This window comes from Solibacillus silvestris, assembly GCF_051967575.1.
In the GTDB taxonomy this organism is placed as follows: Bacteria; Bacillota; Bacilli; order Bacillales_A; family Planococcaceae; genus Solibacillus; species Solibacillus silvestris_B.
The window spans coordinates 139,921-164,359 of sequence record NZ_JBQCJW010000008.1; the positions used below are offsets into that span (position 1 = coordinate 139,921).

The window sequence follows — 24,439 nt, forward strand, 5'->3', positions numbered from 1 at the left end:
TGAACGCAGCATAAATAGCTTTTCAAGAAATCTTACATAAGAATGAGCATTCGACATTAAAAAAGCCGATTTTCCGGCATGTTGAATACATGGGCAAATCAGCTTTTTTGTTGATTTATAGATATCATAATTGATTTTACAGCCAGAAGTAAGCATCTCAGCAATGCTACTTTTATACGTTAAACAGGAATTCCATTACATCGCCGTCTTGCACTTCATATTCTTTCCCTTCAAGACGCAAGCGACCTGCTTCTTTAGCAGCCGGTTTCGAACCATATTGCACTAAATCGGAAAATGAAACAGTTTCCGCACGAATGAAACCACGCTCAAAATCAGTATGGATAATGCCTGCACATTGTGGAGCCTTCATTCCTTTACGGAAAGTCCAAGCGCGAACTTCCTGCACACCGGCCGTGAAGTAAGTAGCCAAACCTAATAAGCTATATGATGCTTTAATCAGTTGGTCCAATCCTGACTCAGGAATACCTAGCTCATTTAAAAATTCCTTCTTTTCGTCATCTTCCAATTCGGAAATTTCTTCTTCAATTTTTGCGCAAATTGTAATAACTTCCGCGCCCTCTTTAGCAGCATATTCCTGTACCATCTGTAAATATTTGTTTTCAGATGGATCCGCCACCTCTTCTTCTGAAACGTTCGCCACATAAAGCATAGGTTTAATTGTAAGTAAGTGAAGCCCTTTAATGACCTTTTTCTCGTCATCCGATAATTCTACAGAACGTGCAGGTTTTTCAGCCTCTAATGCTTCTTTGATTTTTAATAGAATAGGCTCTTCCACCATAGCCTCTTTATCTTTTTGCTTCGCCATTTTCGCTACTCGCTGAATGCGTTTTTCCACTGATTCCATATCTGCTAAAATGAGCTCTAAATTAATAACTTCGATGTCGTCAATCGGATTTACTGTTCCGGCAACATGTGTAATATTTTCATCTTCAAAGCAACGCACAACTTGGCAAATCGCGTCTACTTCACGAATATGGGATAAAAATTTATTCCCGAGACCTTCACCAGTGGAGGCGCCTTTTACGATGCCTGCAATATCTGTAAATTCAAATGTTGTCGGGACAGTTTTCTTTGGTGTGACTAATTCCGTCAATTTTTCAAGTCGCTCATCAGGAACCGTTACACTACCTACATTTGGTTCAATCGTTGCGAATGGATAGTTAGCGGCAAGCGCACCTGCTTTTGTAATTGCGTTGAATAAAGTCGATTTCCCTACGTTCGGTAAACCAACGATACCTGCTGTTAATGCCATTGTGACACAACCTTTCTATGTTCAGTTCATTTTTTTAAATTTCTATAACCTTGTCTATTATATTGATTACATACATAAAAGTCTATTTTGCTTTTATGCTTGTTCTGCATGACGCAAAATTTTCTTCATTTTTTTCTCGAATTCACGGCGCGGAATCATAACACTATGGCCGCAGCCCTCACATTTTATGCGGATATCGGCACCTAGACGAATCACCTTCCATTCGTTCGTACCACAAGGATGCTGTTTTTTCATTTCCACAACATCGTTTAGACTGTACTGTTTTGCTTCCATTCTTTATTCTCCTCCTTGATTTCGCTCATAAAACATCATTTTCGGCACAGCCAACGGAATTCCATTACGCGTCAAAATATCGATTACATCTTTTCGAATAATGCGGGAAACCCCATGCTGCTGCAGCGGCAATGTTTCAAGTGTGATGCGAATTGTCGCTTCTGTGCTCGTCGTATTTGTCACACCTATAAATACAGGAGCCGCTATAAGCTCTTCGTACTTGTCAGGTAATGTATTTAAATAATCCTGAATAATCATTTGCACTTTTATAATATCGGCATCAAGCGCAACTTGCATATCGATCGAAGCTTTTGAGTTATTAATGGAATAGTTGATGACATCGGTAATACTGCCATTAGGAATAATGAATTGTTCCCCTGTTATTCCTTTAATTTTCGTCGTGCGGAGACCAATCTCTATTACGGTCCCTTCCGCAGTATTGATTTTTACATAATCTCCAACTCCGAATTGATCCTCCAAAATTATGAAGAAGCCTGTAATAACATCTTTCACTAAGTTTTGTGCACCAAAAGCAATCGCCACTGAAGCAATACCGGCACCGGCAAGCAAACCTGCTACTTGAATATTCACGGCAGATAAAATCCCCATAATGGCGGAGAAGTACACTAAATAGCTAAGTACGCTTTGCAGTAGCTTAACAATCGTGATTTGGCGGCGCTCATTATTTCTGACACGCAGCATAAATACACGATGAATGACTTTCTTGCCGACAAACACGACGATATAGGAAATCACGGTAATTGCCACAATCTTCATGCAAGCCAACATGATCATATCCCAAAAATCCTGGCTTGTGATGTAATCCCAAAGCTTTGTCGTATAACGTGCAAGCCCTTTTAAATCAGTTTTTGCTAAATCTACACTTAAATCTTCTTCCATTTTTTCCACCTCTTGTATAACAAACTTTCAAATTGAATATACTGTGCATAAATATATCGCATTTCATATTATTTCTCGAATAATCTACTTAAATTCAAAGGAGTGACTAAATGACACAAGCCTGTCCACAAAATTATAGCGTCCATTATGAACAGACAAGCGCTGTTTGGGAGCTAAGTGAAATCTTTTTAAAAATGATTCCGTTTGACCATGAAAAACTTATTTTTTGCTGTATCGGCACGGACCGCTCTACAGGAGATGCGTTAGGTCCCATTATCGGTAGCCAGCTGCACCAAACATTTTCCTTTCCATTTCCGATCGTCGGAACATTGCAAGCCCCTCTTCATGCACTGAATATTGTCGAGCGTTACGAACAGCTCATGAAGGAAAGTGAAAGGCCATTTATTATCGCGATTGATGCATGTTTAGGTGAATCTACGGCGATTGGTTCTATTTTAATCCAACACGGCCCCCTTTATCCGGGGAAGGCTGTAAAAAAGCAATTGCCCCCAATCGGCGACATTTCAGTTAAAGGAATTGTTAACGTAGGAGGCTTTATGGAAGCGAAAGTGCTGCAAAATACGAGACTGCATGTTACGTATTCTATGAGTGACAAAATTGTACGCGCACTTGTTTTAGCATGGCAGCGGCATTTATTGAAAAGGAAAAACAATCGCTACGAGTATGCCGACCATCAAAATCGCTGGCAGCAAATTGGCTATACGGATTTTCGTTAATCCCGCAATATTCAGCCCGATTGCTAAAATCATAATACCGCCCGTTGCCGTCATTTCTTTTATAAATAAGTCTAGAGCATCACTTGGAATATATGTACTAATGACACCGGCAAACAGCGCGATGGTGCCCTGATATATAAATACAGGTATAGCTGATAATAGTACGCCAATCCCTAATGTCGAGCCTAAAATAATCGACATGAAACCGTCAATGATTCCTTTAGTTATTAATACATTATGATCATTGCGTAATCCGCTATCAAGAGCGCCGATAATTCCCATTGATCCGATGACAAAAATGAGCGATGCAGTCACAAACCCTTCCGCAATCGTTCCCTTTTGTGCACGTTTTCCAAAAAGGGATTCTATAAATATACCGAAGCGATTAAATTTACCATCAAGGTCAAGCCATTCGCCGATAACCGTACCAATTATTAAACTAATGACAATGATAATAAAGTTATTACTTTCCAACCCCATTTGAATACCTAATACTGCAACAACTAAACCGATAATCGACATAACCGTTTGCTGCATTGATTCTGGAATATTCTTAAATAACCGGCCAAACAACGCACCGATAATAATTAATAATGCGTTCAAAAATGAGCCTAATAATACCATGAAATTTTCCTCTTTCTACTCCCTATAATTTTCCCTCATTGCTGCAAATGGCTCTTCATAAAAAATGTGCTGAAACTTCATGCTCAGCACATTTTTTTATTCTTCTTCAATATTTAAAATTTCGAGGATACGGTGCAAATCGTCTTCTGAATAAAATTCGATTTCGATTTTCCCTTTATTTTTCGCTTTTTTTATTTGCACTTGTGTTCCGAAATATTCACGTAATTGTGACTCTGTTGCTTGTGTATGAACATCTTTTTTAGTTGATTTTGTTTCACGTGAAACAGCCTCATTCGCATCTTGAATGTATTTTTCCAACTGGCGGACATTTAAATGGTCTTTGATCACTTTATTGGCGACTTCGGGAATACGGCGCTTATTTTTTAATCCTAGTAATGCACGACCATGCCCCATCGTAAGCTTTCCTTCATTGACAAGTTCACGCACATCCTCAGGCAATTGTAGTAAACGAATCAAGTTAGCAATATGCGGACGGCTTTTCCCTAATCGCTTCGCTAAATCCTCTTGAGTGAAATTCAACTTCACTATTAAGCTGTTGTACGCCTCCGCTTCTTCAATCGGTGTCAAATCTTCGCGCTGCAGGTTTTCCAAAATAGCGACTTCCATCATCTGCTGTTCATTAAAATCCTTCACAATGACCGGGACTTCTGTTAATCCAGCATTTTTAGCAGCGCGGTATCGACGTTCACCCGCAACAATTTCATATTTTTTCCCGCTTTTACGAACGATAATAGGCTGGATAATCCCATGTTCGCGAATTGAGGCAGCCAATTCCTCAATAGTCGTTTCATCGAAAATTTTACGTGGCTGGAATGGATTCGCCAAAATTTTGGCAACCGCAACTTGCTGTACTTGGTCTTCTTTATGTACGGCCTCTTCCCTAAAAAGTGCATCGATTCCTTTACCTAAACCTTTAACCATTTTTAATCACTTCCCTTGCAAACTCTAAATATATTTCTGCTCCGCGCGATTTTGCATCATATAAAATAACAGGTTTTCCATGGCTTGGCGCCTCGCTTAATCGCACATTGCGCGGAATAATAGAACGATATACTCTATCTTGGAAATAGCGTTTTACTTCATCTATTACTTGAAGCCCTAAATTCGTACGGGCATCCAGCATCGTCAACAGCACCCCATCAATCATTAACTCTTTGTTTAAATGCTTTTGCACGAGGCGAACAGTTGAAAGTAATTGGCTTAGCCCTTCTAAAGCATAATATTCGCATTGCACAGGAATAATAAGTGCATCCGAAGCGGTTAATGCATTGATTGTTAATAAGCCCAACGAAGGCGGGCAGTCGATAATGATAAAATCAAAATTATTTTTAATCTCCTGTACCGCTTTTTTCAATCTTACTTCACGTGAAATTGTTGATACAAGCTCAATTTCCGCACCTGCCAATGATATTGTTGCAGGAACAATATATAAATTTTCCACATCTGTCTGTTGAATGACTTCTTTTATATCTTCATCATTGATTAATACATCATAAATACAGCTTTCCAAATCACCTTTTCGAACACCTAGTCCGCTTGAAGCGTTTCCTTGTGGGTCGATATCGATTAATAACACTTTCTTTCCTAAAAAAGCTAAACATGCACTCAAGTTTACAGAGGTTGTCGTTTTCCCAACGCCGCCCTTTTGATTGGCAATCGCAATAATACGTCCCATATACGCACCTGCTTTCATCACTTCAATTTAGGTATCTTTTTAAAGTATAAAAATCTTGGATGACTAAATAATTTTCCATTACGGCACATCTACTTTTATCTTAACAAAAAATCCCGGAAAACGATGCTATGAAAATAAATTTATTTTAAAAAATCAGAAAAATGCATCTTATATTTATATAGCGTGAAAAATGCGACTTTCTTATACGGATTATTGAACAAGCTTCATAATTTCCATCCACTAAAAAAACTGCCTAGAAAGTTACGATCTTTCGGGCAGCTAAATAATTTATTTTTTCTTCGGAATTTTTACAGTGATTTGATAATAATCATCTGTATCTTCTTCCTCCGTTTTTAAACTGATTCCACTTTTCGTCACCATCGACAAGGATTGCTTAATCGTGTTAAGCGCAATCCGTACGTCTTTACTAATTGCTTTTCGGCTCGGTTTGCGTTTTTTTACCTCAGGCTCTTCTGGATGGAGGATTTTTTGAATTTGTTCTTCAAGCTGTCTTACATTCCAATCGAACTCTTTCGTCGCTGCAATGAGCTGCATTTGCAGTTGCTCATCTTTTATCGCGATTAAAGCCCGGGCATGACGTTCCGAAATTTCACGATTCAAAATGGCATCTTGGACAAATTGAGGCAATTTTAATAAGCGCAATTTATTGGCAACCGTTGATTGGCCTTTGCCGAGACGCTGTGCAAGCGCTTCTTGTGTAAGCGAATGCAAACCTAACAGCTGCTGATAGGCAAGAGCCTCCTCAATCGCTGTCAATTCCTCGCGCTGAAGGTTTTCAATAAGTGCAATCGAAGCCGTTTCACGATCATTTAAATGACGTACAATAGCAGGCACTTCTGTCCATTGCAGCGATTTCATTGCTCGATAGCGTCGTTCGCCGGCAATTATTTCATAGTTATCCGGGTCATCTATTATCGGTCTGATAACTATCGGTTGAATCACACCATGTGTATGGATTGTTCTTGCTAATTCTTCAATCTTCTCATCATCAAAAACTGTACGTGGCTGATAACGGTTCGGAATGATTTTATCTATTGGAATTTTAACTACTTCTTCTGAAGCCATCGAGATATTCTCCATTACTTCTACTTCACTTTTTACTTCTGGCTCTTTACTCCCACCTCCGAAAAAACGTGAAAAAGTACTTTTCATCCGTGTGGCACCACCTTTAAGAAACTATCTACCTCATATACAATATTATTTCTGATTCATTCGAAAATGTACAGTGTTCAATGTATAGTTATTTATAAAAAAAACATAAATATAAATATATATGCATCAAATGACGAAAACATTTCATATTTTATGTTTTTATTTTATTTAATTGGTGTTTTGTTCGGAACACCTGGCTTACGCGGGTACTTTTTTGGTGTCGACTTTACTTTATCAAATACATAGAGCGAACGTTCACTTTCTTCCACAGGTAAATGGAATGAAAACTCCTCTTTTAACTTCGCTCCCAACGTAGATATCGCTTTTGTTGCATCCTTTAATTCCTCTGCACCAGCTGCGGCTTTTAATGCTACAAAATAACCGCCTTCTTTTGCCAATGGAATACATAATTCAGATAGCACAGAAAGACGTGCTACCGCGCGTGCTGTCACGACATCAAACTTTTCGCGGTATGCCGCATTTTGACCAAACTCCTCTGCACGGGCATGGACAAATGACATATTTTCCAAGTTCAGCTCATTTGTTAAATGATTTAAAAATGTAATTCGTTTATTGAGTGAATCGACAATCGTAATTTGCAAATGCGGGAAACAAATTTTAATCGGAATGCTTGGGAAGCCTGCACCTGCACCTACATCACATACCGATGTCACTTTAGTAAAATCAAAATAAAACGACGCACTAATTGAATCATAGAAGTGTTTTAAATAAACTCCTTCGAAATCAGTAATGGCTGTTAAGTTCATTTTTTCATTCCACTCAACTAATAGCTCAAAATACTTTTTAAACTGTGCAATTTGCTGCTCTGAAAGCTCGATGCCCTTTTCCTTCAATGCTTCAATAAACTGCTTTTCGTTCATAAAAACACTCCTTTTTATTCAAAAGAACGAGCGCCTTTCCAAATAAAAGACGCTCATATCATTTAGTTCGTACTTACTTTCGCAATTTTGCCTTGTTCAATATAGACAAGTAAAATCGAAATATCTGCAGGGTTTACACCTGAAATGCGCGATGCTTGCGCAATTGAAAGCGGTTGAACACTTTTCAGCTTCAGACGGGCTTCTGTCGCCAAGCTCGGAATCGCATCGTAATCGATATTTTCAGGGATTTTCTTATCCTCTAGCTTCTTCATTTTTTCCACTTGCTGAAGCGCTTTTTGGATATAGCCTTCATATTTCAGCTGGATTTCAATTTGCTCCTTCACATCGTCTGACAGCTCGATTTCCGATGGTGTCAATGAAGCAACTAAATCATACGTCATTTCCGTGCGTTTTAAAAGGTCTGCTCCGCGTATACCGTCTTTTAGCTCCGCACCGCCAGCTGTACGGATCACCTCTTGTGTTGTCGCATTCGGTTTAATAATGATGTCGCGAAGACGGGCGATCTCTTCTTCAATCTGCGCTTTCTTCGTTTGGAACTTCGCATAACGCTCCTCCGAAATTAATCCGGCTTTATAACCAACTGCCGTCAGACGCAAATCTGCATTGTCATGGCGTAAAAGTAAACGGTACTCTGCGCGGGAAGTTAATAAACGGTATGGCTCATTTGTGCCTTTTGTTACTAAGTCATCGATTAATACACCGATATATGCATCAGAACGGTCTAAAATAATTTCTTCGCGTCCCAAAACTTTCGCTGCTGCATTCATGCCCGCAATTAAGCCTTGACCTGCTGCTTCTTCATAGCCTGAAGTACCGTTAATTTGGCCTGCCGTATAAAGACCTTTAATTTTTTTTGTTTCAAGTGTTGGCCATAATTGGGTAGGGATTACTGAATCGTACTCAATCGCATAGCCAGCACGCATCATCTCCGCATTTTCCAAACCTGGAACGGAGGCGATTAATTTCTTTTGCACATGCTCAGGCAAGCTTGTAGACAAACCTTGTACATATACTTCGCGTGTATTGCGTCCTTCAGGTTCCAAGAAAATCTGGTGACGCGGCTTATCGCTAAAGCGTGTCACTTTATCTTCAATCGATGGGCAGTAACGTGGACCAGTCCCTTTAATCATCCCTGAAAACATCGGGGACAAATGCAGATTCTCCTCAATCGTGCGATGTGTCTCTTCAGTCGTATAAGTTAACCAGCATGGTAGCTGATCCATAATATATTCTGTCGTTTCAAAACTGAATGCTCGCGGTACATCATCCCCCGGCTGGATTTCCGTTTTTGAATAGTCAATTGTACGGTTGTTCACTCGCGGTGGTGTCCCTGTTTTAAAGCGGATTAAATCAAAGCCCAATTCTTTCAGATTATCCGCTAACTTAATCGATGGTTGTTGGTTGTTTGGACCCGAAGAATACTTTAAGTTTCCTAAAATGATTTCCCCGCGTAAAAACGTGCCTGTCGTAATGATGACAGCCGGGGCGCGGTAAATCGCTCCAACTTGGGTAATAACACCTTTTACTTCCTCATCTTCTATAATCAATTCGTCAACCATTGCCTGATGAATTTGCAAATTCGGCTCTTCTTCTAATACGCGTTTCATCTCATGCTGATATTGGAATTTATCCGCTTGTGCGCGTAATGCACGAACTGCTGGACCTTTCCCCGTGTTTAACATACGCATTTGGATATGTGTTTTATCGATGACACGCCCCATTAAACCACCAAGCGCATCGATTTCACGCACAACGATTCCTTTTGCGGGCCCGCCAATTGATGGATTACATGGCATAAATGCAATCATATCCAAGTTGATTGTAAGCATAAGCGTTTTGGCGCCCATTTTTGCGGCCGCATATGCAGATTCAACACCGGCATGTCCTGCACCGACAACGATTACGTCAAAATTACCTGCTTCATACTGTAATGACATGCTGTTCTTCCTCTCTTTTACTTCGATTTATTTCCCTAGACAGAATTGTGAGAATAGCTGATTGATCAAGCTTTCCTGCACAGTATCTCCAATAATTTCCCCAAGAATCTCCCAAGTGCGTGTTACATCGATTTGAATCATATCGACAGGCACACCTGATTCAGCGGCATCCAATGCATCTTCAATAACATTTTGCGCTTGATGCAATAAAGCAATATGGCGTGCATTTGAAACATATGTTAAATCATTTGCCTCTACTTGCCCTTCAAAAAACAATGCGGCAATCGCTTCTTCCAGTTCAATAACGCCCTCTTCCTGTAATAGCGACGTCGTTACAACACGATGATTTCCCGCCAGTTCATGGACACGATTCAAATCGACTTTACGTTCCAGATCTGTTTTATTCACAACGACGATATAATCCATCGTCTTAATTGTTTCAAATAAGCGCTCATCCTCCAACGTCATTTCTTCGCCATAATTTAATACGAGCAAAATCAAATCCGCGTCTTTCAACGCTTCCCGTGAACGTTCTACACCGATGCGTTCCACAATATCTTCCGTTTCGCGAATGCCCGCAGTATCGACTAAACGCAATGGAACACCTCGCACATTTACATATTCTTCGATAATATCACGCGTTGTACCTGCAATATCGGTAACAATTGCTTTATTTTCTTGAACTAAACTATTTAAAAGTGAAGATTTCCCTACGTTTGGACGCCCTAAAATAACAGTCGACAAACCTTCACGCAAAATTTTCCCTTGTGAAGATGTTCGAAGCAATTTGATAATTTCCTCCCGAACCCAGCCACATTTTTCAAGGAGCACAGGAATCGTCATTTCTTCTACATCATCGTACTCCGGGTAATCAATATTAACTTCTACTTGTGCCAAAGTCTCCAATAATGCTTGGCGTAAAGATGCAATAAGACGTGAAAGCTTTCCGTCCATTTGACCGAGCGCAACATTCATCGCACGATCTGTCTTCGCACGGATCAAATCCATGACAGCCTCGGCCTGTGAAAGGTCAATACGCCCATTTAAAAACGCACGCTTTGTAAATTCGCCTGGCTCCGCCAAACGAGCACCATAGCGCAATACGAGCTGCAATACGCGATTAACCGACACAATACCTCCATGACAGTTAATTTCTATTACATCCTCACGTGTAAATGTTTTCGGTCCGCGCATTAAAGACACCATTACTTCCTCTACTACTTCCCCTGTCTTTGGATCGAATAAATGCCCATAATGAATCGTATGTGTCGCTACTTCGGCTAAACGTTTATCGTTTGGTGATTTGAATATTTTATCTGCAATCGCTATTGCCTCGTCCCCACTTAAACGAACAATGGCAATGGCGCCTTCTCCCATCGGTGTGGAAATCGCAGCAATTGTATCGAATTCCATTAAGATCCTCCTATTTATGCGTTATCCACATGTGGATAAATCACAACCGTGCTATTCTTTCTAACAATTTAGACTAACATATTTTAAATAAAATCTAAAGCAATGTTGTTTTTACAAGCTTAGTATATGAACAAAAAAACGGCCTATCCACGCGAATAGGCCGTCCTTATCTGTCTATTATTTTACTGGCTCTATAACTAAATAGCGATTTGGCTCAATGCCTTCTGAATATGTTTCAATATCCAAACGATTTGCCAATGCATTATGAATGATTTTCCGCTCATAAGAAGCCATTGGTTCGAATGCTACAGGCTTTCGTGTACGAATTGCCTTGTCCGCCATGCGCGAAGCTAGCTGTTCAAGCGCAACTTGACGTCGTTCGCGATAGTCTTCCACATCCATTTGTAAAACCATAAACGTTTTTGCTGTTTTATTAAGAATAAGCTGTGTTAAATGCTGGAGCGCATTCAATGTAAGCCCCCGCTTGCCAATCAACAATGCAGCTTTCTCGCTTGATAGCTTAAACGATACATATTTGCCATCTGATTCATGTTCGATTGCTAAATCTGTAATTCCCATTCCTAAAGCGATATTCGTCAAATATTTTTTTGCTTCTTCGATAGGGTCAACCTGTGCTTGCTGTTCATGATGAATTGGTTGATCTTCATTAACTATAGCCGATTCATCCCCGAAAGTTTCTTCGACAACTGATTTTTCTTCTACTACAGGTGTAGGTTGTGAAGAAATTTCTTTATTCACTTGCTGCTGAACTATTTCTTTTACGGTTACACGGACTTCAGCATCGCGTGCACCAAAACCTAAAAATCCTTTTTTACCTTCTTGTAAAACTTCCACATCAACTTGTTCACGGGTATGGCCAAGCTTTTGTAACGCTAATGAGATCGCTTCTTCTACTGTTGCGCCTATTTGCGTAGTTTGTTTCACTTATTTCGCTCCTCCTGCATCGGTAGCATCCGGTTTATTTTTATTCCAAGGTTTATAAATCAAAAGGTTTTGACATACAGCAACTATGTTCCCGACTACCCAGTATAATGATAATGCGGCCGGTAAAATAATACCGAAACCTACAATCATCAATGGCATGATGTACATCATGATTTTCATTTGCGGGTTGTCTACTGCCGGCCCGGTCATTAATACAACATATTGGATAAGACCTGCTATAACTGCAAATACGATACTTGGTTCCGCCAATGGGAATGATAAAAATGTGCCTAATTCAAATGCCGGTGTATTATTCATACGGCTAATCGCATGATAGAAACCGATTAAAATCGGCATTTGAATAAAGATCGGTAAACAGCCAGCCAATGGGTTAACACCTGAGCCTTGCATTAACTGCATCATTTCTTGCTGGTATTTTTGTTGGGTAACCGCATCTTTAGAGCTGTATTTTGCTTGCAGCTCTTTTAGCTTCGGTTGAATTTCCTGCATTTTCTTAGAGCTTTTAACCTGCTTGATCGTTAAAGGTAAAATGATTAAACGAATAATGATTGTTACAATAATGATTGCAAATGCATAATTCGCGGCATTGCCCTCGAACATATCAGCAAAAAGCTTGATGAATGATACTAATGGCCAAACAATATATTCATTCCAAAAGCCTTCACTTTCAGATGAAATGGGTTGTTCAAATTCTGTACAGCCTGAAAGTAATAACACTACCGATACAAGCGACAGCATTATCCAAAGATTTTTCTTCAACCTTCTTCCTCCTAAAGCAAACCTATTCAATTTTTATGACAACAGTTTACCATGTGCATACTTTGTACACTACTAATTGTTCTGATAATTTCAATTTTACTTCTATTTTATTTCAAACTCTTGAACAATTTTATAGTAAACCTTTTATGGGTAAAACTACCCTTTATATACTCTTGCAACTTTTAAAACATGCTGCAAGCTTTTTTTTGTTTCGTGAAAATCCAATGTGGCCGCCTGTGTTCTGGCGATAATAACATAATCCATATCTTGTCTAACTTCATCTTTCAATTCTAGAAAAGCTTGGCGAATATAGCGCTTCACTTGAACCCGAGTGACCGCATTTCCTACTTTTTTGCTTACCGATAAGCCAATACGAAACGCCTGTTGCTCTTCCTTTTTCAAGCAATATACAACAAATTGGCGGTTCGCAAAGGACTTACCTTTTTTAAACACCTTTTGAAAATCTTCATTTTTCTTTATACGTTGGCGTTTATTCATGATCCATTCACCTGCTCCATCTAATCATTGGTACTTTTTTTGCTTCATTGAAACAATTAAAAGAAAAAAAAGACCACTGATGTGGCTCAGTGGACTTATGCTGATAATACTTTTCTTCCTTTTTTACGACGGCGAGCTAATACGTTACGGCCGTTTTTTGTGCTCATGCGAGCGCGGAAGCCGTGAACTTTAGAATGCTTACGTTTTTTAGGTTGATACGTGCGTTTCATTTATATACACCTCCTGAATTCGAGTGTTACTATATCTATTTCTACATACAGACCATGATATTATATAAATAATAATACCGCTTTGTCAATCCTTCAATTAATTTTTTCTCATTTTCCGTCTACCAGCCACACAATCCTATCATTCAAGCGATTTCAGAGTTATCCACAATACTTAAAATAAATTGAATATATGCCTGTGAATAGCTTTTTGCGCTTTAAAAATTATCCACAGCCGTTATCTACAGCTTTTTCACATACAACACCCCTGTGGACAACTGTCACGTGTATATCTTATGATTATGTGGATAAGATCGTTTAAGTATTGAAATAGCTTACTTTATTTGATACGATAATTGTGTTTTACTTTGTGGAATTCTTTTCTGGGAAATATATTATCCACAATTGTTGATAATCTGTGGACAAAGATTTCTCGTGCAATTGAATAACATTTATCCACAACTTGTGGTTATGTGTATGAAGCGTTTTTTATTTGTAAAATGTCTATATAATAGCTCTGTTTTTTCTATTTCCTTTAACAGAGTTTTTCTTTTTTCGACAAATAGAAAGTATAAGTTTCTAAGAAAATTCACATAAAAAAAGACCATTATCTCTTTTATTTTGAATGAGATGCATCTTTCTAATATACGAAACAAAATGTGAAATGACTTAATGAAAGGGAGAACGAGCTTGGAACATTTAGAAAACCTATGGAATGCAGTACTTGCCCAAGCTGAACAAAAAATTTCAAAACCGAGCTTTGATACATGGCTGAAATCGACAAAACTCCTTGCCCATAGCGGCATGAAAGTAACAATTTCAGCTCCTAACTCTTTTGCCCGTGATTGGCTTGAACAATACTATATTCATATGATTACAGGAATATTAAATGAGTTAACTGGAGAAGATCTCGTTATAAAATTTGTCGTTCAGAAGGATCAAGTTGCAGACGACTTTGAACTACCACCGCCGATTACCCAAGCAAAATCAAATGACCAGCATGACATAACACCAGGTATGCTTAATCCAAAATATACATTTGATACGTTCGTCATCGGTTCCGGCAACCGTTTTGCCCATGCAGCGAGCTTGGCTGTAGCAGAGGCGCCGGCAAAAGCATATAACCCATTCTTTATATACGGGGGGGTAGGTTTAGGCAAAACACACTTAATGCATGCAATTGGCCACTACGTAAAGGAACATAATCCAACAGCGAATGTCGTATATTTGTCGTCCGAAAAATTCACGAATGAGTTCATCAACTCCATCCGCGATAATAAAACTATCGATTTCCGCAATAAATACCGCAATGTTGATGTTTTATTAATTGACGATATTCAATTTTTAGCTGGTAAAGAATCAACACAAGAGGAATTTTTCCATACATTCAATACATTGCATGAAGAATCGAAACAAATTGTCATTTCAAGTGACCGGCCACCAAAGGAAATTCCAACATTGGAGGATCGTTTACGTTCCCGCTTTGAATGGGGATTAATTACTGATATTGCACCGCCTGATTTAGAGACGCGTATTGCAATTTTACGAAAAAAAGCAAAAGCGGACGGGCTCGATATTCCGAATGAAGTGATGCTTTATATTGCAAATCAAGTAGATACGAATATTCGTGAATTGGAGGGGGCATTAATTCGTGTAGTTGCCTATTCTTCTTTGGTGAACACCGATATTTCACCTGAGCTTGCTGCAGAGGCTTTAAAGGATATTATGCCAAACTCAAAACCGCGCATGATTTCGATTTTGGATATCCAAACAGCGACAGGAGAACATTACAATATTCGATTAGAAGACTTTTCGGCAAAGCGACGTACAAAATCAATCGCTTTCCCGCGTCAAGTTGCAATGTATTTATCCCGCGAACTAACAGATTTTTCATTGCCTAAAATTGGCGAGGAATTTGGCGGGCGTGATCATACGACAGTTATCCATGCACACGAAAAAATCTCATCATTAATTAAAACGGATCAGCAACTACAGCAAGATATTAAACAAATTCGCAGTATGCTAGGCAAGTAATACTTGTGTATAACTTCTTCTTTTTTGCACACTTATATTCACAGCTTATCAACATGTGGATAGCTTTTCATCATCGTGTAAAACAGTAGTTATCCACAAATCCACAGGCCCTATTACTATATCTATTAATATCTTTTTATAAATAATTAATTATATAAGAGAGGTAAACTTATGAAATTTGATATTTTACGTGATCGTCTTTTAGCTGGCTTAAATGATGTTATGAAAGCGGTTAGCTCCAAAACGACGATTCCTATTTTAACCGGGATTAAAATTGATGTAACAAATGAAGGTATAACATTAACTGGCAGTGACGCGGATATTACAATCCAAACATTCATTCCAGTGGAAGAAAATGGCGAACAAATTATGAATATCACGCAAACAGGCTCTATTGTCCTACAAGCGCGCATGTTCAACGAAATCATCCGTAAATTGCCTACAAATGAAGTCGAAATTGAAATTACGAATAACTTTGCGACAATTATTCGCTCAGGCAAATCGGAATTCCACCTTATTGGCAGCGATGCGACAGAGTATCCTCAATTACCTGAAATTGCGGCAAATCGCCAATTTGCAATTCCGGCTGATTTATTAAAATCGATTATTCGTGAAACTGTATTTGCTGTTGCCACATCTGAAAGCCGTCCGGTATTGACAGGTGTAAACTGGAAAGTTGATGGGGATGAATTAATATGCGTCGCAACGGATAGCCACCGTTTAGCGCGTCGTAAAGTGAATCTTGAAAATTTACCAGTAGATATTACTTCTGTCGTAATTCCAGGGAAAAGCCTGAATGAATTAAACAAAATTTTGGAAGATACAAATAATCCTGTCCAGATCGTCTTAACAAGCCAACATGTATTGTTCAAAACAGATGATGTACTATTTTTCTCACGTCTTCTGGAAGGGAACTACCCAGATACTTCTCGTTTAATTCCTGAGGAGTTTAAAACGACGATTACAATTAACGGGAAATCTTTATTGCAAGCAATCGATCGTGCATCACTTTTGGCGCGTGAAGACCGCAATAATGTCGTTCGTTTTGAAATACTTGAAAATCAAATGGTCGAAATTTCGTCAAACTCCCCTGAAATTGGTAAAGTTGAAGAGCAAATTCAAGTGGAAGGTCTTGATGGGGAAGCTCTAAAAATTTCATTTAGCGCGAAATACATGATGGAAGCTTTAAAAGCGATTGATGGCCAAGATGTAGTCATTGAATTCACAGGTGCAATGCGTCCATTCATTCTGCGCTCTGTTGCAGATGATGCAATTTTGCAATTAATATTGCCAGTACGTACGTATTAAAATTTATAAAATAGCTGAGGAGTGTCCGGAAATTTGTTTTTTCTGACACTCCTTTTTTACTTATGGGCGATTTTTAGGTATGATAGAATGATAAGACTTTATTTATGTGGAGGATGAATTACGTTGAATGAATTAGTAATTGATACAGAATTTATTACGCTTGGCCAGGCCTTGAAAATGACGGATGCGATTAGCTCCGGTGGTATGGCAAAGTGGTTTTTAAGTGAACATGAAGTGTTTGTGAATGGGGAAGTAGAAGATCGCCGAGGGAAAAAACTGCGCCATGGGGATGTTATTAATATTCCAGGCGTTGGTCGCTTTAAAATTGTCGATGCATTCATTGAAAACGGAGAAAATTAATTCATGAACATCGAGCGCTTGCAGCTAACAGATTATCGTAACTATGAATCGCTGACACTGGATTTTTCAAATAAAATCAATGTTTTTATTGGGGAAAATGCTCAAGGAAAAACAAATGTAATGGAATCAATCTATGTACTGGCGATGGCCAAATCTCATCGTACCGCGAACGATAAAGAATTAATACGTTGGGATGCGGATTATGGTAAAATAGAAGGTGTGGTAAATAAGCGTTACGGTGGTGTTCCTATCGAATTAACGATTTCAAAAAAAGGTAAAAAAGGTAAAATCAATCATCTTGAACAAACTAAATTAAGCAATTATATCGGACAGATGAATGTTGTTATGTTTGCACCGGAAGATTTGAATATCGTAAAAGGCAGCCCACAAATTCGCCGACGATTCATCGATATGGAAATAGGGCAAATTTCGCCTGTCTACTTACATGATTTACTAACATTTCAAAAAGTTTTAAAACAACGTAATCATTTATTAAAAAAGAACCAAGGCAAACCATCTCTCGCAGCAGATGTGATGTTTGATATTTATACAGAGCAATATGTGCAAGCAGCCATACAAATTATCCGTAAAAGATTCCAATTCATGGAACTCCTGCAAGCCTGGGCAGAACCAATTCATTTCGGCATTTCACGGGGACTGGAAAAGCTTGTCATAAAATACCGCCCGGTCTCGGGGATGGAGGCAAGCTGGTCGGCGGAAGAAATGGCGGACTACTTAACAAGAAAGCTGGAAGAAGTAAAACAGCGCGAAATTGAGCGGGGGGTTACGCTAATAGGTCCTCACCGGGATGATTTGCAGTTTTTCGTCAATGAATATGACGTGCAAATTTACGGTTCACAGGGACAGCAGCGTACGACGGCACTATCATTAAAGCTTGCCGAAATCGAACTCATTAAACAAGAGACGAAAGAAACGCCGATTTTATTGCTGGATGATGTATTGTCCGAATTAGACGATTATCGCCAATCCCATTTATTGAACACAATCCAAGGGGAGGTCCAAACCTTTGTTACTACAACAAGTGTGGAAGGCATTCATCATGAAACAATACAGCACGCAAAATTGTTCCATGTAAAACAAGGGACAATTGAACAATCATAAATACATGGGGAAATGCATGAAAATAGATAAAAAAGAAGCATACTGATAGTTATGAAAGAGTAGGTGAACAATAGTGACTTTAGAAGATAATAAAGTCCAGCAATCTTATGATGCGGATCAAATACAAGTATTAGAAGGATTAGAGGCTGTTCGAAAACGTCCAGGGATGTATATTGGTTCGACAAGTTCAAAAGGATTGCACCATTTAGTATGGGAAATTGTTGATAATAGTATTGATGAAGCATTGGCAGGTTATTGTACAGGCATAACGGTAACGATCGAACAGGAAAATTGGATTCGCGTGGAAGATAATGGCCGTGGTATCCCAGTGGATATTCAAGAAAAAATGGGTATGCCTGCTGTTGAAGTAATTATGACAGTGCTTCATGCCGGCGGTAAATTCGGCGGTGGGGGCTACAAAGTATCAGGTGGTCTTCACGGTGTAGGCGCATCTGTAGTAAACGCTTTATCGAGCCAGACGATCGTTCAAGTACACCGCGATGGCAAAATCCATGAAATAATCTTTGAGCGCGGCCATACTGTGCAAAAATTAACTGTAATTGGTGAAACAGACCATACAGGCACAACGACTCGTTTTAAGGCGGACAGCGAAATTTTCAAAGAAACAACATCATATGAATACGATATTTTAGCGACACGCATCCGTGAGTTAGCTTATTTGAATCGTGGAATCAGCTTAACGATAGCTGATGAGCGTACAGGGCAAGAACGTTCGGAAACATTCCACTTTGAAGGCGGTATTCGCGAATATGTAGAGCATATTAATGAAAACAAAGAACCGATTCATATGCCGATTGATGTATTTGGCGAAAAGGAAGGCATCTCTGTTGAAATCGCCATGCAGTATAATGCAGGCTTTAACTCAACAATTATGTCATTTGCCAATAATATTAATACGTATGAAGGCGGTACACACGAATCAGGTTTTAAAACTGCTTTAACGCGTGTTATTAATGACTATGCGCGAAAGGGAAGTTTGATTAAAGAAGCGGATGCTAATCTTACAGGTGAAGATGTCCGCGAAGGTTTAACAGCGATCGTATCGATTAAGCACCCGGACCCTCAATTTGAAGGGCAAACAAAAACAAAACTCGGAAACTCTGAAGTAAGCCAAATTACAAACTCATTGTTTTCAGAAGGCTTTGAACGTTTCCTGCTGGAAAATCCATCTGTTGCACGTCAAATCGTTGAAAAAGGTACGATGGCAGCCCGTGCACGTGTTGCCGCAAAGAAAGCGCGTGAATTTACACGCCGTAAATCCGCATTGGAAGTTTCAAGCCTGCCTGGTAAATTAGCGGATTGTTCATCAACGAATCCTGCTGAATCGGAAATTTACATCGTTGAGGGCGACTCTGCCGGCGGATCGGCAAAATCAGGCCGTGACCGCCATTTCCAAGCCATTTTGCCTTTGCGCGGTAAAATTTTGAATGTGGAAAAAGCGCGTTTGGACCGCATTTTATCGAATGCCGAAATCCGTGCGATGATTACTGCTTTCGGTACGGGTATTGGAGAAGAGTTCAATTTGGAAAAAGCCCGCTATCATAAAATTATTATCATGACGGATGCCGATGTCGATGGTGCGCATATTCGCGTATTATTATTGACATTCTTCTTCCGTTTCATGCGTCCATTGATCGAGGCTGGTTATGTATATGCGGCAAAGCCCCCACTATATCAAGTGAAACAAGGCAAACATTTGGAGTATTGCTACTCGGACCAGGAATTAGAGGAAATATTGGAACGTCTGCCAAAATTGCCGAAGCCAAACGTACAGCGTTATAAAGGCTTAGGGGAAATGAACGCAGCACAATTATGGGATACAACAATGGATCCAGAGCACCGTACGTTAATCCGCGTGGAATTGGATGATGCAATTGAAGCCGATAGAATTTTCGATGCATTAATGGGGGATGAAGTAGGTCCGCGTCGTGACTTTATCGAAGAAAACGCAGTATACGTGCAGGACTTGGATGTTTAATTAGTGCAATTGGAAGGAGGTTCTTATTTTGTCTGACATTCAACATGGACATATAGAGTCAAAAAATATTACAACCGAAATTAAATCATCTTTCTTAAGTTATGCGATGAGCGTTATCGTATCGCGTGCTTTGCCAGACGTGCGAGATGGGCTGAAACCTGTACATCGCCGTATTTTATATGGCATGCAGGAGCTTGGGAATACTTCGGATAAACCATATAAAAAGAGTGCGCGTATTGTCGGTGATGTAATGGGTAAATACCACCCGCACGGTGACTCTTCCATTTATGAAGCAATGGTGCGTATGGCGCAGGATTTCAGCTATCGCTACATGCTTGTTGATGGGCACGGCAACTTTGGATCGATTGATGGCGATGGCGCCGCAGCAATGCGTTATACCGAATCGCGCATGTCAAAAATCGCAATGGAAATGTTGCGTGATATTAACAAAGACACGATTGATTATGAGCCAAACTATGATGGCAGCGAAAACGAGCCGAAAGTTTTGCCGGCACGCTATCCGAACCTTTTAGTGAACGGTGCATCAGGAATCGCGGTAGGTATGGCGACAAATATTCCGCCGCATCAGCTCGGTGAAACGATTGATGGAGTATTGGCAGTAGCGGATAATCCAAGCATCACGACAGAAGAGCTAATGGAAATCATTCCTGGACCGGACTTCCCGACAGGGGGAATTATTCTAGGCCGCTCAGGTATTCGCCGCGCATATGAAACAGGGCGAGGTTCCTTAACAATCCGCGCAAAAGTAGAAATTGAGCAAGCTTCAAACGGCAAAGAAACGATTTTGGTGCATGAATTACCTTACCAAGTAAATAAAGCAAAATTAATCGAGAAAATTGCTGAATTGGTGCGCGACAAAAAAATTGATGGCATTACACACTTACGCGATGAATCGGACCGCAATGGTATGCGTATCGTTATAGAAGTGCGACGTGACGCAAATGCAAACGTCGTGCTGAACAACTTATTTAAGCAAACAGCGATGCAATCAAGCTTTGGTGTAAATATGCTAGCGTTAGTGGATGGACAGCCGAAAGTTTTAGGTCTAAAAGAAGTGCTATATCATTACTTAGAACATCAGAAAGTAGTTATTAAACGTCGTACTGCATTCGAACTTCGAAAAGCTGAGGAACGTGCACATATTTTAGAAGGTTTACGTATAGCGCTTGATCATATTGATGAAATTATTTCTATTATCCGAGCGTCTCGCAGCGGAGAAGAAGCAAGACCCCAATTAATGGAGCGCTTTAATTTATCCGAACGCCAAGCACAGGCAATTTTAGATATGCGCCTTGTTCGTTTAAGTGGATTGGAGCGCGAAAAAATTGAAGCCGAGTATCAAGAGCTGCTGCGACTTATCGAAGAATTGAAAGCGATTTTGGCAGATGAGGCAAAGGTCATTGAAATTATCCGTAATGAAATGACAGAAATTAAAGAGCGCTTCAATGATACACGCCGTACAGAAATTACAGCTGGCGGTCTGGAAATGATTGAAGATGAAGATTTGATTCCTCGCGAAAACTCAGTTCTTACATTAACGCATAATGGCTATATTAAACGTTTAGCTGCGAACACATATCGCTCGCAAAAGCGCGGAGGCCGCGGTGTGCAAGGTATGGGAACAAATGAGGATGACTTCGTAGAGCATTTATTATTCACGTCAACACATGATACAATCCTTTTCTTCACATCAAAAGGTAAAGTATTCCGCGCGAAAGGGTACGAAATCCCTGAATTCGGCCGCCAAGCAAAGGGTTTGCCGATCGTGAACCTATTAAATATCGATAAAGGCGAGCATGTAACAGCGATGATCCGGGTTTCTGAATTCAAAGAAGATGCATACTTCATTTTCACAACAAAAACAGGTGTAACGAAACGTACCCCTGTTGATCAGTTTGCAAACATTCGTACAAATGGTTTGATTGCGATCACATTACGTGAAGACGATGATTTAATTTCGGTGCATTTAACAGATGGGACGAAGGAAATTATTATTGGAACACGTGAAGGGATGCTCGTTCGTTTCAAAGAAGAAGATATTCGTTCAATGGGACGTTCCGCAGCCGGTGTGCGCGGTATTAAACTGCGCGAAAGCGATTATGTAGTAGGAATGGAAATTATCGAACCGGGTCAGGAAATTTTAGTCGTTACAGAAAAAGGTTACGGCAAACGCACACCTGAATCAGAATACCGTCTGCAAAGCCGCGGCGGTCTTGGTCTGAAAACGATGCAAATTACAGATAAGAACGGTAAAATGTGTGCAGTAAAAGCGGTGGATGGCACAGAAGACATTATGTTGATCACAATTAACGGTATGTTAATTCGCATGGATGTGAATGATATTTCTATAATCGGCCGTAGCACACAAGGCGTTCGTTTAATACGACTTGCCGAAGATGAATTAGTAGCGACAGTAGCTCGTGTGAAGAAAGATGATGATGCTCCAGACGAGGAAGATATAGAGTCCGATTCTGAAGAAGAGTCAAGTTCCGCTGCAGAAGAGTAAAATTTTAAAAGTAATCTAGACAGTTTTTACTATCTAGATTACTTTTTTTGTTTGTAATTTATTTTCCATTCGTTATAATAAATTGTGTATGATCAAAGTTGAAAAATTGAATTTTATATTTATATACACTAATAACTTATTAAAAAAAGTATGAAATAATGAGTGTAAGGGGTTGTGAAGTTGGAAGCAATATTTATGAGAGTCGAGGAATTGCGATTAGGCAAGATAATCGCAGAAGATATATATGCCAATACACAATATCCGATTATTTACAAAAATACAAAAGTAAAGCCTGAGCATCTGCGCGTATTTGAATTATTTAATTTAAAAACAATATTAGTATACAACGATGTTGAAATGGAAGAATTAAAAACAAATGAAGAAAATGCTGAAACTCCTGCATCGCCGATTTTGTTGCCTAAATATACAGGTTTTGAAAAATATTATAATGATGCCATCGCACAATTGAAAAAGGAATTTGTGAATTGGGAAGCCGGCGGGAAAATTGACCTTACAAAAGTCCGCGGGATGATTATTCCGTTAATGGAGAAGGTTTTAGAGGATCGTTCGTATATATTTGATTTAAACAGCTATTCCAATCCAAAAGATTATTTATACCATCACTGCATCGCAACAGGATTAATCGCCGCGGTAATGGCAAAAAAATTAGGCTTTGAACGTGGTGATACTATTCAATTAGCGATTGCAGGTACATTAGCGGATAGTGGCATGTCACGCATCCCGACACGCATTCGCGAAAAGAAAAATGCATTAACAGAAGCAGAGTTTATGGAAGTGCGCAAACATCCTTACTATAGCTATATGTTAATCAAAAATGTTCCTGCCATTAAAGATATTATGAAGGTTGCCATTTATCAGCATCATGAGCGATTGGACGGAAGCGGCTATCCAAAAGGCGATCGTATTGGATCCATTTCGAATTTCGCTCAAATCATTGCAGTAGCAGATGTTTTCCATGCGATGACAAGTGAGCGCTTATACCGTTCTAAGCAATCGCCTTTTAAAGTAATCGAAATGATCAAGGAAGAGGAGTTTGGCAAATTCGATATTAAAGTAGTTCAAGCTTTAGTTGATATTGTAGCGGATTTACCGATTGGCACGAAAATTGAACTATCGAATTTAGAGTTAGGCGAAGTAATGTTTATTAATAAGTACTCACCTACACGTCCTTTTATAAAATTGACACGAACAGAAGAGATAATTGATCTTTCAACAAAAAGAAGCTTCTATATTTCACGTGTTATTACAAAGGACTATTAGTTTGAATATTTTCTAGGGAGCTGTTATTCATATTATGATGATGCAGCTCTCTTTTAATGTTTTTATAATATGGGTAATTTTCAGCGGAGATATTTTTGAAATAAACTGTTGACGTTGTTAATTATAGATGATATTATATTAAGAGTCCTTACGAGATAACAATTTAAAACAGTAACATGTTTAAAAATAGTTGACTTTATTAAGAGGATGTATTATAATTTTAAAAGTTGTCGCACGAATAAGTGCTTCACTACAAAAAACTTTTCGGTAAAAGTGTTGACAAAGCATATCGAATGGTGATAAGATATAAAAGTTGTCACTTGGACAACGCTATGAACCTTGAAAACTGAACAAGCAACGTTAATGAAACAAGCTTCTTAAATGAAGCAAACAATAGATTTCAGCTTTT

General features: G+C 39.2%; 22 protein-coding genes. 8 read left to right on the top strand and 14 right to left on the bottom strand.

The features are described 5' to 3' along the window. Positions 1-172: 172 nt before the first annotated feature. The 3 genes from ychF to ACTHOQ_RS07760 all read right to left on the bottom strand — a co-directional run bounded on the left by ychF (position 173) and on the right by ACTHOQ_RS07760 (position 2,467). Entirely contained in the window at positions 173-1,273 is a 1,101-nt protein-coding gene (gene ychF, locus ACTHOQ_RS07750; protein WP_440495255.1) for a redox-regulated ATPase YchF, read from the bottom strand. 93 nt (positions 1,274-1,366) lie between these two features. After that, complete coding sequence (locus ACTHOQ_RS07755; protein WP_440495256.1) at positions 1,367-1,567, bottom strand: DUF951 domain-containing protein; 201 nt, start codon at positions 1,565-1,567, stop codon at positions 1,367-1,369. 3 nt (positions 1,568-1,570) lie between these two features. Further along, positions 1,571-2,467: a mechanosensitive ion channel family protein gene (locus ACTHOQ_RS07760; RefSeq protein WP_440495258.1), complete on the bottom strand. Its 897-nt coding sequence runs from the start codon at positions 2,465-2,467 to the stop codon at positions 1,571-1,573. A 110-nt stretch (positions 2,468-2,577) separates the two neighbouring features. Here ACTHOQ_RS07760 and yyaC point away from each other — a divergent pair, with 110 nt between their 5' ends. Further along, the gene (gene yyaC / locus ACTHOQ_RS07765; RefSeq protein WP_440495259.1) at positions 2,578-3,204 is read left to right on the top strand and encodes a spore protease YyaC; all 627 of its coding nucleotides are present in this window, start codon (positions 2,578-2,580) and stop codon (positions 3,202-3,204) included. Here the strand turns inward: yyaC and ACTHOQ_RS07770 are convergent. The 11 genes from ACTHOQ_RS07770 to rpmH form a co-directional block, all read right to left on the bottom strand. After that, on the bottom strand, positions 3,121-3,828 hold the full coding sequence (locus ACTHOQ_RS07770; protein ID WP_440495260.1) for a DUF554 domain-containing protein: 708 nt from the start codon (positions 3,826-3,828) through the stop codon (positions 3,121-3,123). The two genes, yyaC and ACTHOQ_RS07770, sit on opposite strands and share 84 nt — an antisense overlap. A 96-nt stretch (positions 3,829-3,924) precedes the next feature. Continuing rightward, positions 3,925-4,770, bottom strand: coding sequence for a ParB/RepB/Spo0J family partition protein (locus ACTHOQ_RS07775; protein WP_440495261.1), 846 nt, complete (start codon positions 4,768-4,770; stop codon positions 3,925-3,927). After that, entirely contained in the window at positions 4,763-5,524 is a 762-nt protein-coding gene (locus tag ACTHOQ_RS07780) for a ParA family protein (protein WP_440495263.1), read from the bottom strand. The genes ACTHOQ_RS07775 and ACTHOQ_RS07780 overlap by 8 nt, the downstream gene beginning before the upstream one ends. A 288-nt stretch (positions 5,525-5,812) precedes the next feature. Beyond that, positions 5,813-6,697, bottom strand: coding sequence for a nucleoid occlusion protein (gene noc / locus ACTHOQ_RS07785; protein ID WP_440495264.1), 885 nt, complete (start codon positions 6,695-6,697; stop codon positions 5,813-5,815). 164 nt (positions 6,698-6,861) lie between these two features. After that, positions 6,862-7,578: a 16S rRNA (guanine(527)-N(7))-methyltransferase RsmG gene (gene rsmG, locus ACTHOQ_RS07790; RefSeq protein WP_440495266.1), complete on the bottom strand. Its 717-nt coding sequence runs from the start codon at positions 7,576-7,578 to the stop codon at positions 6,862-6,864. A gap of 62 nt (positions 7,579-7,640) precedes the next feature. Continuing rightward, the gene (gene mnmG, locus ACTHOQ_RS07795) at positions 7,641-9,536 is read right to left on the bottom strand and encodes a tRNA uridine-5-carboxymethylaminomethyl(34) synthesis enzyme MnmG (RefSeq protein WP_440495267.1); all 1,896 of its coding nucleotides are present in this window, start codon (positions 9,534-9,536) and stop codon (positions 7,641-7,643) included. A 27-nt stretch (positions 9,537-9,563) separates the two neighbouring features. After that, positions 9,564-10,949 carry a tRNA uridine-5-carboxymethylaminomethyl(34) synthesis GTPase MnmE gene (mnmE, locus tag ACTHOQ_RS07800; protein WP_440495269.1) on the bottom strand — a complete coding sequence of 462 codons (1,386 nt, stop codon included), beginning with the start codon at positions 10,947-10,949 and terminating at the stop codon, positions 9,564-9,566. Positions 10,950-11,126: 177 nt separating this feature from the next. Further along, the gene (gene jag, locus ACTHOQ_RS07805; RefSeq protein WP_440495271.1) at positions 11,127-11,894 is read right to left on the bottom strand and encodes an RNA-binding cell elongation regulator Jag/EloR; all 768 of its coding nucleotides are present in this window, start codon (positions 11,892-11,894) and stop codon (positions 11,127-11,129) included. Continuing rightward, entirely contained in the window at positions 11,895-12,674 is a 780-nt protein-coding gene (yidC, locus tag ACTHOQ_RS07810) for a membrane protein insertase YidC (protein ID WP_440495272.1), read from the bottom strand. A 156-nt stretch (positions 12,675-12,830) separates the two neighbouring features. Continuing rightward, entirely contained in the window at positions 12,831-13,172 is a 342-nt protein-coding gene (gene rnpA, locus ACTHOQ_RS07815; protein WP_339174583.1) for a ribonuclease P protein component, read from the bottom strand. 95 nt (positions 13,173-13,267) lie between these two features. Beyond that, positions 13,268-13,402, bottom strand: a complete 135-nt coding sequence (rpmH, locus tag ACTHOQ_RS07820) for a 50S ribosomal protein L34 (protein WP_008408389.1) — start codon at positions 13,400-13,402, stop codon at positions 13,268-13,270. 687 nt (positions 13,403-14,089) lie between these two features. On the opposite strand from rpmH, the gene dnaA reads away from it, so the two are divergent. The 7 genes from dnaA to ACTHOQ_RS07855 all read left to right on the top strand — a co-directional run bounded on the left by dnaA (position 14,090) and on the right by ACTHOQ_RS07855 (position 24,030). Next, positions 14,090-15,433, top strand: a complete 1,344-nt coding sequence (gene dnaA, locus ACTHOQ_RS07825; protein ID WP_440495273.1) for a chromosomal replication initiator protein DnaA — start codon at positions 14,090-14,092, stop codon at positions 15,431-15,433. Between the two features lie 171 nt (positions 15,434-15,604). After that, positions 15,605-16,741, top strand: coding sequence for a DNA polymerase III subunit beta (gene dnaN, locus ACTHOQ_RS07830; protein ID WP_440495274.1), 1,137 nt, complete (start codon positions 15,605-15,607; stop codon positions 16,739-16,741). A 123-nt stretch (positions 16,742-16,864) separates the two neighbouring features. Continuing rightward, positions 16,865-17,101 (top strand): S4 domain-containing protein YaaA, encoded by a 237-nt coding sequence (yaaA, locus tag ACTHOQ_RS07835; RefSeq protein ID WP_440495275.1) that lies wholly within the window; start codon positions 16,865-16,867, stop codon positions 17,099-17,101. Positions 17,102-17,104: 3 nt separating this feature from the next. Then, on the top strand, positions 17,105-18,223 hold the full coding sequence (gene recF, locus ACTHOQ_RS07840) for a DNA replication/repair protein RecF (protein WP_440495276.1): 1,119 nt from the start codon (positions 17,105-17,107) through the stop codon (positions 18,221-18,223). 73 nt (positions 18,224-18,296) lie between these two features. Beyond that, positions 18,297-20,222, top strand: a complete 1,926-nt coding sequence (gene gyrB, locus ACTHOQ_RS07845) for a DNA topoisomerase (ATP-hydrolyzing) subunit B (RefSeq protein WP_440495277.1) — start codon at positions 18,297-18,299, stop codon at positions 20,220-20,222. Between the two features lie 28 nt (positions 20,223-20,250). Further along, a complete protein-coding gene (gene gyrA, locus ACTHOQ_RS07850) occupies positions 20,251-22,749 on the top strand; it encodes a DNA gyrase subunit A (RefSeq protein ID WP_440495278.1) in 2,499 nt (832 codons plus the stop codon). A gap of 180 nt (positions 22,750-22,929) precedes the next feature. Then, positions 22,930-24,030 carry an HD-GYP domain-containing protein gene (locus ACTHOQ_RS07855; RefSeq protein WP_440495279.1) on the top strand — a complete coding sequence of 367 codons (1,101 nt, stop codon included), beginning with the start codon at positions 22,930-22,932 and terminating at the stop codon, positions 24,028-24,030. The last annotated feature ends 409 nt before the right edge of the window (positions 24,031-24,439 follow it).